The sequence below is a fragment of the Vibrio sp. Vf1514 genome (assembly GCF_052076135.1).
In the GTDB taxonomy this organism is placed as follows: Bacteria; Pseudomonadota; Gammaproteobacteria; order Enterobacterales; family Vibrionaceae; genus Vibrio; species Vibrio furnissii.
In genome coordinates this window covers 713540-728161 of sequence record NZ_CP197267.1, presented here as the reverse complement: position 1 = coordinate 728161, position 14622 = coordinate 713540, and the positions used below count along the sequence as shown (strand labels likewise).

The window sequence follows — 14622 nt, the reverse complement described above, 5'->3', positions numbered from 1 at the left end:
GAGCTTGTTTATTATCACCCCAGTTTTGAGTTTCATCAGCTATAGAATTTTAAATATGCAGTTTACCAAGTGGCTTGTCGCCCTTCCTCTGGCCTTGACGATGTTGTCTGGCTGTAGCGTTCTAGAACGTCTGGTTTATCGTATCGACATTAACCAAGGCAACTACATCGAACAACAGGCCGTTGACCAGTTGAAATTCGGTATGTCGAAAGAACAGGTCCGTTTTGTACTGGGTTCACCCATGTTGGTTGAAAACGGTTATCCGGATACCTGGTACTACATTTATCACCACACCGCAGGGCACGAAGCATCCATTCAGAAAAATCTGGTGGTCAACTTCAACAATGGCGGCACCTTGGTCAATATCGCGGGTGACTTCCAGCAAAGTGACAATTTCTTTGAAAGCTTGAACTGATCAGGCATGAAAAAAGCTCGCCAAGGCGAGCTTTTTTGTATGTGGCTTAATCTGCGTCTGATTTACGCGAGGCATTGGGTTTGCCTCCCGTAACCGGATCCGCCTTGCCGGCCGCTTTCGCTTGCTCGGCACGCTTACGACGAATCTCTTTTGGATCCGCCAGTAGCGGTCGGTAAATTTCAATGCGATCACGATCGCGTACCGTCGCATCCAACTTCACGTTGCGGCTAAATACACCCACTTTATTTTTGCTCAGATCAATTTCCGGATACATCTGCAAAATGCCGGATGTTTCGATGATCTCTTCAACCGTCATCGCTTTATTCACCACCAGCGTGAGGACGCGCTGTTCCTGTGGAAGTGCATATACCACCTCTACGTGAATCATGTCTGACTCAATACTCATAGCGCATACACCTGCTTGGCTCGCTTGGTAAAAGCGTTCACCATATTCCCGGTCAACTCGTTGAACACCTTACCAAACGCCATCTCAATCATCTTGCTAGAAAATTCAAATTCCAGCTTCAATTCCACTTTACACGCTTGCTCATCCAACGGCGTAAAATACCAACCACCGCGCAACGTTCGAAACGGGCCATCAACCAAATTCATGATGATAGACTCGCCGTGATTCAATTCATTGGATGTCGTAAATGTCTTGCTGATACCCGCTTTTGACACATCTACCGACGCAACCATCTTATCGTTCGATGCTTCAATCACACGCGAACCGGAACATCCCGGTAAAAACTCCGGATAACGAGCCACATCATTCACTAAATGAAACATCTGATCTGCACTGAAAGACACCAGAGCAGAACGACTGACTTGCTTCATCTTTTCTCCTCACATTACCCAGAATTCTTGTTCAACTCATCATTTGTACGGATGATCCCACCGCAATCGGTCCGTTGGGAATATCACATTGCAGCGATTGTACGTTTATCCCCGCACGACCTCAAGTTACTGCATCAATCCCTCTTGAGCTCTGTTGCCGTTAACCTTATGCTACGCAAAGAAAAGCATTTCCTAACCTTTCACCAATCCGTATAATGCGCCCACTATGGTAAAGAAAAAATCAAACACAAAAGCGGGTAGCAACACTATCGCGCTGAACAAAAAAGCTCGCCATGAGTATTTCATTGAAGATGAAATCGAAGCTGGTATGGAGCTCCAAGGCTGGGAAGTTAAATCTCTACGCCAAGGCAAAGCCAATATCGCAGAAAGCTACGTTTTCTTGCGTGACGGAGAAGCGTTTATCTCCGGTATGACGATTACACCACTGCAGCAAGCATCCACGCACGTCGTCGCAAACCCGACCCGTGTACGCAAGCTGCTCTTGTCACGTCGTGAACTCGACAACCTGTTTGGTCGTATCAACCGTGAAGGCATGACTCTGATCGCCACTGCGCTTTACTGGTCTCGCTCATGGGTGAAAATCAAAATCGGTGTCGCGAAAGGTAAAAAACTGCACGACAAACGTGACGATTTGAAAGAAAAAGATTGGCAGCGTCAGAAAGCTCGTGTCATGAAGAGCAACAACCTGCGCTAATCTTAACCACTTGAACGCATATGGCTGGACAGCAAAAGCTTTTCTGGTAGTATGCGAACAATACCTTGGGGCTGATTCAGGATTCGACGGGAATTTTGAAGTCTAAGGTGCATGCCGAGGTGCGGTAGGCCTCGTTAACAAACCGCAAAAAAATAGTCGCAAACGACGAAAACTACGCACTAGCAGCTTAATACCCTGCTCAGAGCCCTTCCTCCCTAGCTTCCGCTTGTAAGACGGGGAAATCAGGAAGGTCAAACCCAATCAAGCTGGCGTGGATTCCCCCACCTGAGGGATGAAGCGCGAGAATTAATTCAGGTTAGCCATTCGTTAGCGTGTCGGTTCGCAGACGGTGGTGAAATTAAAGATCGACTAAGCATGTAGTACCAAAGATGAATGGTTTTCGGACGCGGGTTCAACTCCCGCCAGCTCCACCAAATCATAGTTTAAAGACGTCCTAGGGCGTCTTTTTTCTTATCAGTAATAAATAGAAATCAATAAACCAAAAGATTCTTGCAAAATGTAGAAAACTACAGCTGCTCTTAAATACTATTTGAATACAGATACCTCTGGTAAGTTTATACTATTTTTATCAATTACATATAGTATGACGCTTTAGTTCAAAAGGACTTAAGTTCAAATTATGAGCACTAAAACTTGAACTGCGATGAACATTAAAAGACAATGCATATGCCCATTCCGCTTTTTATCTAGTTCGGTGCTAATTTAAGGTGGAATCGGGCCTTAAGCTCCAAACTAACTTCCTAATACTCTACCGGCAGTACCTATAAACTTTAATGACCTAAACAATTGCCCATCTGGATAGACCATTCCCATTGAAATCTTAATGTATACTTTCGCCTAGTTTTAGCCATATTGATCACACTATGTTTCTCGTTCCTTATTTCTCAACTAATAACCATCAGTTCCAGTTCACAAAGCAACAAGCAAGCCATTTTGCAAAAAAGGTAGCTGGAGATTTCAACCCAATACACGATGAAGATAGCAAACGGTTTTGTGTTCCTGGCGATTTGCTATTTGCAGTTCTTCTGAGTCAAGAAGGGATCAGTCAGCGTATGCGCTTCGAGTTCTCAGGGATGGTTGGAGACAATAAAGCTCTTAGCATTAACAACAAGTGCGATAAGCAGAGTTCTGTCGTTGACGAAAGTGGCAAAGAGTATCTTCACATGACTCGTGAAGGAGAAGTAAGTAAAGATCCTGAATTTATTGAACATGTTGTCACGAACTACGTTCAATTTTCCGGAATGAACTTCCCACATATCATGGTTCCTCTAATGCAGGAGAAGCAAATGATGATTAATTGCCAACGGCCGCTGGTAATTTACGAAAGCATGGAAGTTGAGTTTTCAAAATTAAACCTAAAGCACCCAGAGGTTAGCTTTACCGAAGCAACATTTGAGGTAGAGGGTAAAAGAGGGATTGTCACTCTTAACTTTGCATTCAAAGAAGATGGCCAAAACGTTGGTTATGGAAAGAAACGTATGGTTGCAACAGGTTTAAAACCTTATGAGCAGACCGCTGTAGACGATCTTGTAGAACGTTTTAATGCTAGAAAAGATGCATTTCTACAAGGATTATCGAACGCAGCGTAGATATCTAGGCCGAAACACATTATAGTGATTCCGATCTATTTCAACCTGCCCGGATGATGAGATCATTAAAAAGAGCTCTTTGGAGCTCTTTTTTACTTTCAGGGAATAAGAAAAATTATGACAATAAGCAAAACACAAACATCTTTTTATCGGCGCCTATTGCTAGCATACCTCATAGATCGTGGGGTCAATACACTTCCTAAGATTCAGGCTGAAATCAATATCCCGAGAAGAACTGCGCAAGATACCATTACTGCACTGCAAGAGTTGGATATTGAATGCACATTTGTTGGTGCATCAAAAAATGGCCACTACCAAATCGAGTCTTGGGGGCCATTTGATAAAAATTGGGTTAATGAAAATATAGAGCGAATTAGAGAGACTCTTAGTTATTAAGATGTGCTATCGCATTCTTTTTTAAGCTCTAGCTTTTGGCGTAATTTGACATCGTCCCACGTTTCGCCAGGAGAACGGTTAGTCACTCTCTCAGCATATTTATCAACAGATCGCTGAAAAACTCTTTCTTTGTCGACTTTACCTTCTAATTCTAAATGTTCAATTAGACACACGAAGTCCCAAAGTAGATCTCCTAATTCATCCTCTAGAAAACACTGCCTGCCTGATACCAGTTCTTCTTTTACCTCAGAAATCTCTTCTACAAGAGCATCTAAATAGGTGGAACTACCTTTAAACCAAGAGCCTTTCAAATCTCGTTGGGATTTAAGTGCCGCTATTTTCTGAAGCTCTCCCAATAATCGCCCTGATTTACTTTCCATAAGGTTTTTCAAAATTAAAGTCGAATGCTGCTGATGAGGTCACTAGTTCAGAATTCAATTCTGTACCAAATTCTTCATTGATAATTTCAGCTGTCAGCTCAGGTAACAACGAGTATGCTTCTTTTAAGGCATTACTATCCTCAGTTAGCAACGTGTAAAACGAATTGCCATCTATCTTTCTAATATCCTCTCGAGATGGTAATCTTTTTTTAGTCTGATTATCTGACGGGGTGTATGGCACGTCATAGGACTTACCATTAACGGGTAACACTTCTACATAATATCCTGTATAGCCCGGCCTATCTTCTAGAGCGGAAGCTAAGTCTCTATAAACTTGAGTTTTATGGTTACCCTTGGTTGTGTTGTACTTGTTTTTGATCTCAGCAATAATTTTTTTCTCTTCGCAAACAATGTCGATCAAATTACCGACATCTAGGTTTACGACTCCGGGTAATGACCCCATTACCTGTTCATGTAAAGAACCTATGGCATTTTGCTTAGTTTTCTGAACTTGACGTTCTTTCTCTTGTTTCATCCAATCGTCCAGGCTAATCCCCTGAGCAGTCGAATCAATAGCAGCAGAAAAACAATCTAAAGTGTTTCGATACAAATCTAAATCAGCTGTTTGAGCTTCATAGACTCGTTTAATACTTACACGTATAGCTCGTTTTAACTCATTTCTATCAAATTTTTTCATCATAAACCCCTAATATAGTTAGATATTATTGATCGAAACTTGAAGGGATAGTAGATGTAAAAAAAAACAGTTAAAATGGTGGACCTTCACATTCAAATACTGTATATTTGTACACATAAATTCACAACAACTGGAAGCGTCATACATGTTTGATGTCCAAACTGAACAACAAGATATTTCTTACAGCATTGAAGTATTAGCAGATATTCTTTCCCAATCTAAATCGACGATCAATGCAAGAATCAATCGCGGTGAACTGACTAAGTGTCCAAAAACAAACAAAGTCCCACTTTGTGCAGTTAAGGAGCTTCCCGAAATCAAGACCATGCTGAAAAGCCCTTGGGACGAGGAACACGCGATCAAACCTCATCGCAAATATAACCTTGTGGAGCTCTTTGCTGGCGGAGGGGGTCTAGCGATTGGTATGGAGCAAGCTGGTTTAGAAAGTATCTTGCTCAATGAGATGGATAAACATGCTTGTGCAACATTACGCCACAACCGTCCAAACTGGAATGTCATCGAGGGTGACATTGCTAAAGTGGATTTTACTCAAATAGAGGAAGATGTTGATATCCTTACTGGAGGATTCCCATGCCAAGCTTTCTCCTATGCAGGCAAAAGCCTAGGTTTTGAAGATACTCGCGGCACGTTGTTCTTTGAGATGGCAAGAGCCATTAAGGAAACGCAGCCCAAAGTGTTTTTAGCGGAAAACGTGAAAGCCCTGTTTACCCATGATGAAGGTAGAACGCTGGAAACCATTAAAGGTGTGATTGACGAGCTTGGTTATGAGTTAGTTGAACCACGAGTCTTGAAAGCTATCTTCTACAAGGTACCGCAAAAGCGTGAACGCCTTATTTTAGTGGGGATCCGCAAGGATCTGGCTCAAAGTGTAAAATTTCATTGGCCATCCCCGTACAAACGTGTAATGACGTTACGTGATGCATTTTATGCTGGCGAGTTGTATGACACTGACGTGCCCGAATCGGAAGGCCAAGCCTATCCCCAGCGTAAGAAAGAGATCATGGCCGAAGTGCCACAAGGGGGCTACTGGCGTGATCTTTCTGATGAACTGCAGCGTGAGTACATGGGTGGTAGCTACTTTTTGGGTGGTGGTAAAACCGGAATGGCAAGACGCTTATCTCTGGATGAACCAAGCCTGACGTTGACGACATCCCCAGCGCAAAAGCAAACTGAGCGTTGTCATCCTCTTGAGACGCGTCCATTGCAAGTGCGTGAATATGCTCGCATCCAGACTTTCCCAGACAACTGGGAGTTTAAAGGATCAAAAAACGCGGCTTACAAGCAGATTGGGAATGCAGTGCCAGTAAACATGGCGAGGGCATTAGGGCATTCGTTGGTTCGGTTATTGAATGATATTGAAGCGCTAGATACTAGTGACACAAGCAACCTGAACAAAGTTAAACTAGCAGAACAAAATTGGTTTAATGGTATTCATCGAAAAGTTTTAGTCTCGACTAAAAAATAACTAAGAATATAAAAAGGAGCTTTAACTAGCTCCTTTTTAAGTCGATTTATTCAAAGTGGTAAGAAAATTTCTCCCCAAATCTCTCACTACCTAGCTTCTTAAACGTAGATTCAATGATTTCGGTCGTACCTTGTATTCCGGTCAAATCATCCCAAAATTCGTCGCCAACGAATGCTTCTTCTTTTGGTATTAAGGGGGATACTTTTCCAGCCTCACGCTTCCAAAAGTTACCTTTGTGCGGATCGAAAGGGAAAGCCAAAAAACATACAGCATCATCAGCCCAGTTCATAAGTGCTAAGTAGGCATACCAATTCAAGAAATTTTTTAAAAACTTAGGCCCACTACCTGCGTTTATCTGTGTCGTCTTAATATCACACAGAATTAGCTCCCCCTCTCTTGCAAGAAGGATATCAACCCCTTGTCCTTTCGGCATAGACTGAAATATAAGTTCAGAACGATTGACATTCTGTGAGACAAATTCTTTCAACTCTAACCAGTAGTTAGATAAAGTCAGCTCCTTGTCCTCTAGCTTTTTCTTTTCCCACAACGAAATAAACTCTGTTACGTTATCTGGGATTACAGGTACCCTCCTGTTGAAAGCTTTCTCATCGAGAACTTCGAACCCATTACTCTCAGCAAACGCTTTGGCAAGAGGCTCCCAGACCGTAGTCCCCATTGATGTCTCTAAACCACCAATAAGCGAGCGAATTCTCCTCTCTCTCGGAAAAATATGATCAAGCATATGCGTAGTTTTTACTTCTTTCCCTTGAAAAAAGTTATGGATACTCACGCTAACAGTATCTGCTATAAGTTTTTGAATTTGTTGGTTAGTTAACACTGCATTTATCGTAAATAAGGAGAAGGTATGGTAAAAGTATCATATTAATATACTGAGATCACCGAAACGCGTTAGCCCATTTCAATGACTGAACAATATAATGCTGGTGCCATTGAAGTACTGAATGGCTTAGAGCCAGTACGTCGCCGACCAGGGATGTATACGGATACAGCGCGCCCAAACCATTTGGGTCAAGAAGTTATCGACAACAGTGTCGATGAAGCGCTAGCCGGACATGCCTCAAAAGTACAAGTCATCCTACATGCTGACCAATCACTCGAAGTGATCGATGATGGTCGAGGCATGCCTGTTGATATCCACCCAGAAGAGAAAGTGTCAGGCGTAGAGTTAATCCTATGCAAGCTGCACGCAGGTGGTAAGTTCTCTAACAAAAACTACCAATTCTCTGGTGGTTTGCACGGGGTAGGTATATCTGTAGTAAACGCGTTGTCAAAACGCGTTGAAGTAACAGTTCGTCGTGATGGTCAAGTGTATGAAATTGCATTTGAACACGGCGAGAAAGTGTCTGATCTGACCGTAACTGGCACATGTGGTCGTCGCAATCGCGGTACCAGCGTGCATTTCTGGCCTGATGCAAAGTACTTCGATTCGGCTAACTTCTCTGTGACGCGCTTAGTCAACAACCTGCGCGCAAAAGCGGTTTTGTGTCCGGGCTTAGAAATCACATTAACCGACAAAGTTAATGGCAAAGACTATAAGTGGTACTACGAAGACGGTCTTAAAGACTATCTTGCGGAAGGTGTAAAAGGCTATCCAGTTATTCCTGAAGAACCATTTACTGGTGAGTTCTTGGCGGATACTGAAGCGGCAAACTGGGCGGTAATTTGGCAGCCAGAAGGCGGTGAGATGATCACCGAAAGCTACGTTAACCTGCTCCCAACCGCTCAAGGTGGTACGCACGTTAATGGTTTACGCCAAGGCTTGTTGGAAGCGATGTGCGAATTCTGTGAGTTCCGTAATCTATTACCTCGTGGTGTGAAGCTAACGGGTGATGACGTTTTCGACCGCTGTTCTTACGTGCTGTCGGTTAAGATTCAAGACCCGCAATTTGTAGGCCAGACCAAGGAACGTCTCTCTTCTCGTCAAACCGCGGCATTTGTCTCTGGCGTAGTCAAAGATGCGTTCAGTCTTTGGTTGAACGAAAAGCCTCAGCTCGCAGAGCAATTGGCAGAAGTCTGTATTGCTAACGCGCACCGTCGTATGAGAGCGGCGAAAAAAGTCGTACGTAAGAAAGTGGCTTCTGGCCCGGCACTGCCAGGTAAGTTGACCGACTGTTCAGCACAGGACTTAAGTCGCACGGAAATCTTCTTCGTGGAGGGTGACTCGGCGGGAGGATCGGCAAAACAGGCACGTGACCGTGAGTTCCAAGCCGTGATGCCACTGCGTGGTAAGATCTTGAATACTTGGGAAGTCTCTGCTGACGAAGTATTAGCATCTCAAGAAGTACACGATATCTCAGTGGCTTTGGGGATTGATCCTAACAGCGACAGCCTAGACAGCCTTCGCTACGGTAAGATCTGTATCCTTGCCGATGCGGACTCGGATGGTCTTCACATCGCAACCCTTCTATGTGCTCTGTTTACTCGTCACTTCCGTGCGCTGGTTGAAGCTGGTCATATCTACGTGGCGATGCCGCCTCTGTATCGAATCGATTGCGGCAAAGAAGTATTTTACGCCCTTGATGACGATGAAAAAGATGGCATTTTAGAGCGCTTGTCGAAGAAGAAAGCAAAAATCAACGTGCAACGATTCAAAGGTCTGGGTGAGATGAACCCAATTCAGCTACGCGAGACCACAATGGATCCGAACACGCGTCGTTTGGTTCAACTTACGATCGACGACTCTACGGCGACCATGGAAATGATGGACATGCTGCTAGGTAAAAAGCGTGCAGATGACCGTCGTTCTTGGCTACAAAATAACGGTGATTTAGCTGACGCAACTCCTAATAGTAACTATCCAAGCACAACGAAGAAGCCATATGACTCCATGTATAGCACACCAACAGTTGGGACTAAAATAATGGACGAACATTTAAGACAAGTAAAAGATCTTTTAAGTACAAAATACTCAAGTTACGAAAGGCCTGATGGCCTAGAGTACGTGCTGAAAGCGGCAACATATTATGATGCTCTCGCATTAAGCGATATAGATAAGTGGTTAAACAAATACCTAAACGGATACAAAAATAGAAAATCAGTTACCCAAGGCAACCCAACTAATACATGTGATGATGACATAAACGATACCATTATAAATGCCATCAAACCCGATATTAATATGAATACTATCAATGAGGCTAGTAAACTCTTGAAAAGGTCACAAATGGCTATCGGGAACCTTCTAGAAGAATACTTAGCAGAGGAGTTGGCTATCCATGGATGGTATATGGCTTGGGGGGAAACCGTTAAAAGTACAGATCTAGTATCAAATAAAAATGAACGTCTTCAAGTAAAAAATAGGAACAATACCGAAAACAGCTCTAGCTCACAGGTTAGAAATGGCACAGATATCATCAAGTGGCATCGATTAAATGCTAGCAATGGTACTAAATACTGGTCACAGTTGATCGATATAACTGGCTGTAATTCACTATCAGAAGAAAACTTTAAGCTCTTTATTAAACGGGTAGTAATAAATAACAACAAAGTACTATTTATTCCTGAGTGCCTATGACCAAGCTAACACCCGACATATTTGACAAACAAAGTAAAACTGAAGCATTTCATTACAGCGTGGAAGTACTCGCTGATATTCTTTCCCAATCAAAAGCGACATTGAGCGCTAGAATCAAGCGTGGAGATTTAACGCCTTGTCCAGATACTGGAAAGATACCTTTTCAACAAGTGGCACATCATCCAGAGATTCAAACTATGGTACAAAGTCCTTGGGATGAAGAGCACGCTATCAAACCCAAACGAAAATATAACCTAGTGGAACTCTTTGCAGGCGGTGGCGGCTTAGCCATCGGTATGGAACAGGCTGGTTTAGAAAGTATCTTGCTCAATGAGATGGATAAACATGCTTGTGCAACATTACGCCACAACCGTCCAAACTGGAATGTCATCGAGGGTGACATTGCTAAATTGGATTTTACTCAAATAGAGGAAGATGTTGATATCCTTACTGGAGGATTCCCATGCCAAGCTTTCTCCTATGCAGGTAAAAGCTTAGGTTTTGAAGATACCCGTGGGACACTATTCTTTGAAATGGCGCGCGCTATTAAAGAAACGCAACCTAAAGTTTTCTTAGCGGAAAACGTAAAAGCATTGTTTACGCATGATGATGGTAGAACATTGGAAACCATTAAAGGTGTGATTGACGAACTCGGCTACGAACTGGTTGAACCTCGTGTACTGAAAGCCATTTTTTACAAAGTCCCACAAAAGCGTGAACGCCTGATTTTGGTGGGGATCCGTAAAGATCTGGCCCAAAATGTAAAGTTTCATTGGCCATCACCATATAAACGTATCATGACGTTGCGTGATGCGTTTTATGCCGGTGAATTGTATGAAACGGACGTACCTGAGTCAGAAGGACAAACCTACCCACAGCGTAAAAAAGAAATCATGGCCGAAGTCCCTCAAGGCGGTTACTGGCGTGATCTTTCTGATGAACTGCAACGTGAATACATGGGTGGCAGCTACTTCCTAGGCGGTGGTAAAACCGGGATGGCAAGACGCTTATCTCTGGATGAGCCAAGCCTGACGTTGACCACATCTCCGGCACAAAAACAAACTGAACGTTGCCACCCTCTTGAGACACGTCCGTTGCAAGTACGCGAATATGCTCGTATCCAGACTTTCCCAGATAACTGGGAGTTCAAAGGGTCAAAGAATGCGGCTTACAAACAGATTGGCAATGCAATACCTGTAAATATGGCTCGTGCTCTTGGACATTCTTTGGTTCAGTTACTCAATGATATAGAAGGTAAAAATACAATGACCCCATTGGATGAAAAAGTAAAAGTTCAATTAGAAAAAATCTTAAACCTAGACTCACGAATCAGCGATAAGCTCAGCGACATATTAAACGGTGATGTTAGCCCGTACTTCCTAAATCTAATGGGACTCGAAACAACTTTGATTGCAAAAGTATCGCACTCATTAAGTACCACCTTTGGTATGAGTTTCTATGAACAAGTATGTGAAATATTGGCGAAAGAAGCTGGTTATAAAGTAGCTCGCCAGCATAAAATCCTCGGAGAAGTAAGTCGAGAAGTTAATGAATACTTACAAGACACGTTAGATCTCAAAGGCTACGTTCCGAATAGAGAAGAAGAATTAAAAAAGATAGCTGAACTAGCGGGAACAGGAACTGAAAAAGAGCACCCTGATAGCACTGCTGATGTTTTTATTACAACTCCTGATGGCACTGAAATATATATAGATATTACTACTGTCAAGCCAAATAAAAAGGAGTTTAGAACAATGAAACGAAAACTCCTAACCTGGACAGCTATGCGGTTAAGCGTGAAACCTGACGCTAAAGTTCAAACCTATATAGCTATACCTTACAACCCTGAAAGTGGAGATTATTCTCGATTCTCGGACTGTTATGATAGAGCAGACTTACTCGTTGAAGATGAGTTATGGGAACTGGTTTCTGCAGGAAAATATAATTCCAATAGAATTCAGGAAGTATTCAAATCACTCAACACAGAGGTAACCGAAAAAGTTAAAAATAAACTTGATGAGGCTTTAAAAAGATAAGAGCCACTACGACACGACCACCGCTACGCCATTAATTTACAAGTGAAAACCTAATAATGGTTTAGCACCGAACTAATCGCATCTAAAGAACGTGTGAAGCATCAGGTTGACGCAGATGATGTGATATGATTTACCCGCCCTCAATCTGCGCTTTCAGCCAATCGCGGAAGATGCGGGTGGTGTCGTTGGCGGTGTGGGTGATGAGGAAATAACCAGCGTTGGCGGAGATGGGGTTAAATGGCGTGACCAGTTTGCCGCTGTCGAGTTCGTTGGTGATAAGCGCCATACGTGCCATGGCAATACCCACGCCCGCTTCGGCGGCAGACATCGCCATGTCGGTACGGTTGAAGAAATGGCCGCGCTGGGTCGCGAGTTCCAAGCCCATCTCGGATGCCCAGTACAACCATTCAAAATCGCGTGGCGCTTTGGCCCACGGCATGGCATCGTGCAGCAACACCACATCCTGCCAGCCAGCGGCATGGCTTAATTGCGGGTGCGCTGCCAGATAAGCCGGGCTCATCACCGGCAGCAACGATTCTTCCATCAACATTTCTGCATTTGATTTGGGGTATGGCAGCGGGCCGTAGTCAATTGCAAGATCGAAATCTCGGCGGTCACTGTCCACCAGCGCGCCTTCGGCAAACATTTGAATCTGAATGTCCGGGTTATGGCGATAGAAATCATCCAAGCGCGGCACTAACCATTTGAAGGCCAGCGAAGGCGTCAGCTTGAGGCGAATCTCTTTGCGATTGTCACGCTGGCTAAGGCTTTGTATTGCTGAATCAATTTCCTGAAAGCTACGTTGCAACACCGTGAGCAGCGTCTGCCCCGCTTCGGTTAAACGTACGCCTCGTGAATGTCGTTCAAACAGACTAAAACCTAGTTGCCCTTCCAATTGCAACAATTGCTGGCTAATCGCCCCCGTAGTCAGGTGCAGTGCTTTCGCTGCACTACTGAAACTCGGGTGCTGCGCGACCTGCATAAAGGTATGTAACGCGGAGACATTGTGGCTTTTTAACATGGCTTGCTTAATACCGCTTGCTTATAGAAAAACTAAACACTGGTGATAAATATTATCGATTGTTAAGAAAAGGTAAAGCAAAGAAACTACTCCCCACAAACAAGAAGTCGCCCTATTGATATCGCGGCTTCATAAAACAGTCAGTCGCTTTAAGCAATCAACAGCCTTTGTCATAGGAAGTCGTTATGGAAGTTATCGTATTAGGTAGTGGTGTGGTCGGCCTCACTTCAGCATGGTACTTGTCTCAGGCAGGACACAGCGTCACGGTCGTCGACCGACAGCCGCGCAGCGCTGAAGAAACCAGTTTCGCCAACGCCGGACAGATCTCTTACGGCTACTCTTCTCCATGGGCGGCGCCAGGCATTCCGCAAAAAGCGGTCAAATGGCTGTTTGAAAAACACGCGCCCCTGAAAATTAAACCGTCGCTGGATCCCAAATTGCTGGGTTGGATGACGCAAATGCTGGCCAACTGCCAACTGTCGCGCTACCAAGTCAACAAAGCGCGCATGCTGGCGATTGCCAACCACAGCCGTGCGTGTCTGACCCAACTGAACAAAGAGCACAACGTGCAATATCAGGGTCGTCAGCAAGGCACGCTGCAAGTGTTCCGTGATGAAAAGCAGCTGGTCTCGATTGAAAAAGACATGCGTTTGCTGGAAGAGAGCGGCGTACGTTTTGAATTGATGAACGTCGACTCATGTATCGCGCAGGAGCCGGGCTTGGCCCCAGTGAAAGACAAACTGGTGGGCGGCTTGTACCTGCCGGATGATGAAACGGGCGACTGCTACCTGTTCTGTCAGCAAATGACGGAACTGGCGAAAGCTCACGGTGTGCGTTTTGAGTTCGATACCCAAATCAAATCGCTGGCGACGGAAGGCAAAAAGATCGTCGGTGTCCAAACCGATAAAGGCCTACTGAAAGCCGATGCGTACGTGGTGGCGCTGGGCAGCTTCTCCACAGCGATGCTGAAACCGCTGGGCATTGATATTCCGGTTTACCCCGTGAAAGGTTACTCACTGACTGTGCCAATCGTGAATCCAGAGCTGTCACCACAATCGACCGTCATGGATGAAACATACAAAGTGGCGCTGACCCGCTTTGATGACCGCATTCGTGTGGCGGGCACTGCAGAGCTGGCGGGCTTTGACCCATCGATTCCAACTGCACGTAAAGAGACGATTGAAATGGTGGTGCGCGATCTATTCCCACAAGGGGGCGATTTCGACCAAGCGCAATTCTGGACTGGCTTCCGCCCGATGACACCTGATGGCACGCCCATCATCGGCGCGACGCAGTTCGATAACCTGTTCACCAACACTGGTCACGGGACGCTGGGTTGGACCATGGCTTGTGGTTCCGCGCATCTGCTGGCAGACATCATGACCCGCGGCAAAGCGGAGATCGACACCAGCGGCCTGAACGTGTTCCGCTATCAAAACGCCTCTTAACAGAGCACGTTTGAACGCAACAAACTGCGCCAGCGTGATGCACTCA

14 protein-coding genes, 1 other RNA gene and 1 pseudogene are annotated in these 14622 nt (G+C 44.6%); 10 read left to right on the top strand and 6 right to left on the bottom strand.

The annotated features are described in order from the left end of the window. Positions 1–55: 55 nt before the first annotated feature. Positions 56–415: an outer membrane protein assembly factor BamE gene (gene bamE, locus ACS18Q_RS03430; protein WP_038152730.1), complete on the top strand. Its 360-nt coding sequence runs from the start codon at positions 56–58 to the stop codon at positions 413–415. 46 nt (positions 416–461) lie between these two features. On the opposite strand, the gene ACS18Q_RS03425 is transcribed toward bamE, so the two are convergent. Further along, positions 462–821 (bottom strand): RnfH family protein, encoded by a 360-nt coding sequence (locus ACS18Q_RS03425; protein WP_004729272.1) that lies wholly within the window; start codon positions 819–821, stop codon positions 462–464. Then, on the bottom strand, positions 818–1252 hold the full coding sequence (locus ACS18Q_RS03420) for an SRPBCC family protein (protein WP_004729274.1): 435 nt from the start codon (positions 1250–1252) through the stop codon (positions 818–820). The genes ACS18Q_RS03425 and ACS18Q_RS03420 overlap by 4 nt, the downstream gene beginning before the upstream one ends. Positions 1253–1478: 226 nt before the next feature. Here ACS18Q_RS03420 and smpB point away from each other — a divergent pair, with 226 nt between their 5' ends. From smpB to ACS18Q_RS03400, 4 genes are all read left to right on the top strand, one after another. After that, complete coding sequence (smpB, locus tag ACS18Q_RS03415; RefSeq protein ID WP_004729276.1) at positions 1479–1967, top strand: SsrA-binding protein SmpB; 489 nt, start codon at positions 1479–1481, stop codon at positions 1965–1967. A gap of 67 nt (positions 1968–2034) precedes the next feature. Continuing rightward, positions 2035–2401, top strand: a transfer-messenger RNA (tmRNA) gene (ssrA, locus tag ACS18Q_RS03410). A gap of 450 nt (positions 2402–2851) precedes the next feature. Then, complete coding sequence (locus tag ACS18Q_RS03405) at positions 2852–3577, top strand: DUF3581 domain-containing protein (protein WP_441257380.1); 726 nt, start codon at positions 2852–2854, stop codon at positions 3575–3577. Positions 3578–3694: 117 nt separating this feature from the next. After that, positions 3695–3973, top strand: coding sequence for a helix-turn-helix domain-containing protein (locus ACS18Q_RS03400; RefSeq protein ID WP_193250996.1), 279 nt, complete (start codon positions 3695–3697; stop codon positions 3971–3973). On the opposite strand, the gene ACS18Q_RS03395 is transcribed toward ACS18Q_RS03400, so the two are convergent. After that, positions 3970–4353 (bottom strand): MazG nucleotide pyrophosphohydrolase domain-containing protein, encoded by a 384-nt coding sequence (locus ACS18Q_RS03395; RefSeq protein ID WP_140083128.1) that lies wholly within the window; start codon positions 4351–4353, stop codon positions 3970–3972. The genes ACS18Q_RS03400 and ACS18Q_RS03395 overlap by 4 nt on opposite strands. Next, the gene (locus tag ACS18Q_RS03390; RefSeq protein ID WP_441257379.1) at positions 4343–5053 is read right to left on the bottom strand and encodes an Eco47II family restriction endonuclease; all 711 of its coding nucleotides are present in this window, start codon (positions 5051–5053) and stop codon (positions 4343–4345) included. Before ACS18Q_RS03390 ends, ACS18Q_RS03395 begins: the two co-directional genes overlap by 11 nt. Before the next feature lie 142 nt (positions 5054–5195). Between ACS18Q_RS03390 and ACS18Q_RS03385 the strand changes: the two genes are divergently transcribed. Beyond that, positions 5196–6536, top strand: a complete 1341-nt coding sequence (locus tag ACS18Q_RS03385) for a DNA cytosine methyltransferase (RefSeq protein ID WP_441257378.1) — start codon at positions 5196–5198, stop codon at positions 6534–6536. A 46-nt stretch (positions 6537–6582) separates the two neighbouring features. On the opposite strand, the gene ACS18Q_RS03380 is transcribed toward ACS18Q_RS03385, so the two are convergent. Further along, entirely contained in the window at positions 6583–7374 is a 792-nt protein-coding gene (locus ACS18Q_RS03380; protein WP_441257377.1) for a TdeIII family type II restriction endonuclease, read from the bottom strand. Between the two features lie 84 nt (positions 7375–7458). Between ACS18Q_RS03380 and parE the strand changes: the two are divergent. The 3 genes and pseudogenes from parE to ACS18Q_RS03365 all read left to right on the top strand — a co-directional run. Then, a pseudogene (gene parE / locus ACS18Q_RS03375) lies at positions 7459–9333 on the top strand (DNA topoisomerase IV subunit B); the annotation flags it as partial. Between the two features lie 51 nt (positions 9334–9384). Then, entirely contained in the window at positions 9385–10071 is a 687-nt protein-coding gene (locus ACS18Q_RS03370; RefSeq protein ID WP_441257624.1) for a SinI family restriction endonuclease, read from the top strand. After that, positions 10068–12107: a TdeIII family type II restriction endonuclease gene (locus ACS18Q_RS03365; RefSeq protein WP_441257376.1), complete on the top strand. Its 2040-nt coding sequence runs from the start codon at positions 10068–10070 to the stop codon at positions 12105–12107. The genes ACS18Q_RS03370 and ACS18Q_RS03365 overlap by 4 nt, the downstream gene beginning before the upstream one ends. Before the next feature lie 130 nt (positions 12108–12237). Here ACS18Q_RS03365 and ACS18Q_RS03360 read toward each other — a convergent pair whose 3' ends face one another. Continuing rightward, positions 12238–13128 (bottom strand): LysR substrate-binding domain-containing protein, encoded by an 891-nt coding sequence (locus ACS18Q_RS03360; protein ID WP_441257375.1) that lies wholly within the window; start codon positions 13126–13128, stop codon positions 12238–12240. A gap of 185 nt (positions 13129–13313) precedes the next feature. Here ACS18Q_RS03360 and ACS18Q_RS03355 point away from each other — a divergent pair, with 185 nt between their 5' ends. Further along, the gene (locus tag ACS18Q_RS03355) at positions 13314–14576 is read left to right on the top strand and encodes a D-amino acid dehydrogenase (RefSeq protein WP_014205622.1); all 1263 of its coding nucleotides are present in this window, start codon (positions 13314–13316) and stop codon (positions 14574–14576) included. Positions 14577–14622 lie beyond the last annotated feature (46 nt).

Bases quoted from the DNA above. Each gene is read 5' to 3' on its own strand.
- bamE (WP_038152730.1), top strand. From the start codon at position 56: ATGCAGTTTACCAAGTGGCTTGTCGCCCTTCCTCTGGCCTTGACGATG.
- ACS18Q_RS03425 (WP_004729272.1), bottom strand. From the start codon at position 821: ATGAGTATTGAGTCAGACATGATTCACGTAGAGGTGGTATATGCACTT.
- ACS18Q_RS03420 (WP_004729274.1), bottom strand. From the start codon at position 1,252: ATGAAGCAAGTCAGTCGTTCTGCTCTGGTGTCTTTCAGTGCAGATCAG.
- smpB (WP_004729276.1), top strand. From the start codon at position 1,479: ATGGTAAAGAAAAAATCAAACACAAAAGCGGGTAGCAACACTATCGCG.
- ACS18Q_RS03405 (WP_441257380.1), top strand. From the start codon at position 2,852: ATGTTTCTCGTTCCTTATTTCTCAACTAATAACCATCAGTTCCAGTTC.
- ACS18Q_RS03400 (WP_193250996.1), top strand. From the start codon at position 3,695: ATGACAATAAGCAAAACACAAACATCTTTTTATCGGCGCCTATTGCTA.
- ACS18Q_RS03395 (WP_140083128.1), bottom strand. From the start codon at position 4,353: ATGGAAAGTAAATCAGGGCGATTATTGGGAGAGCTTCAGAAAATAGCG.
- ACS18Q_RS03390 (WP_441257379.1), bottom strand. From the start codon at position 5,053: ATGATGAAAAAATTTGATAGAAATGAGTTAAAACGAGCTATACGTGTA.
- ACS18Q_RS03385 (WP_441257378.1), top strand. From the start codon at position 5,196: ATGTTTGATGTCCAAACTGAACAACAAGATATTTCTTACAGCATTGAA.
- ACS18Q_RS03370 (WP_441257624.1), top strand. From the start codon at position 9,385: ATGTATAGCACACCAACAGTTGGGACTAAAATAATGGACGAACATTTA.
- ACS18Q_RS03365 (WP_441257376.1), top strand. From the start codon at position 10,068: ATGACCAAGCTAACACCCGACATATTTGACAAACAAAGTAAAACTGAA.
- ACS18Q_RS03360 (WP_441257375.1), bottom strand. From the start codon at position 13,128: ATGTTAAAAAGCCACAATGTCTCCGCGTTACATACCTTTATGCAGGTC.
- ACS18Q_RS03355 (WP_014205622.1), top strand. From the start codon at position 13,314: ATGGAAGTTATCGTATTAGGTAGTGGTGTGGTCGGCCTCACTTCAGCA.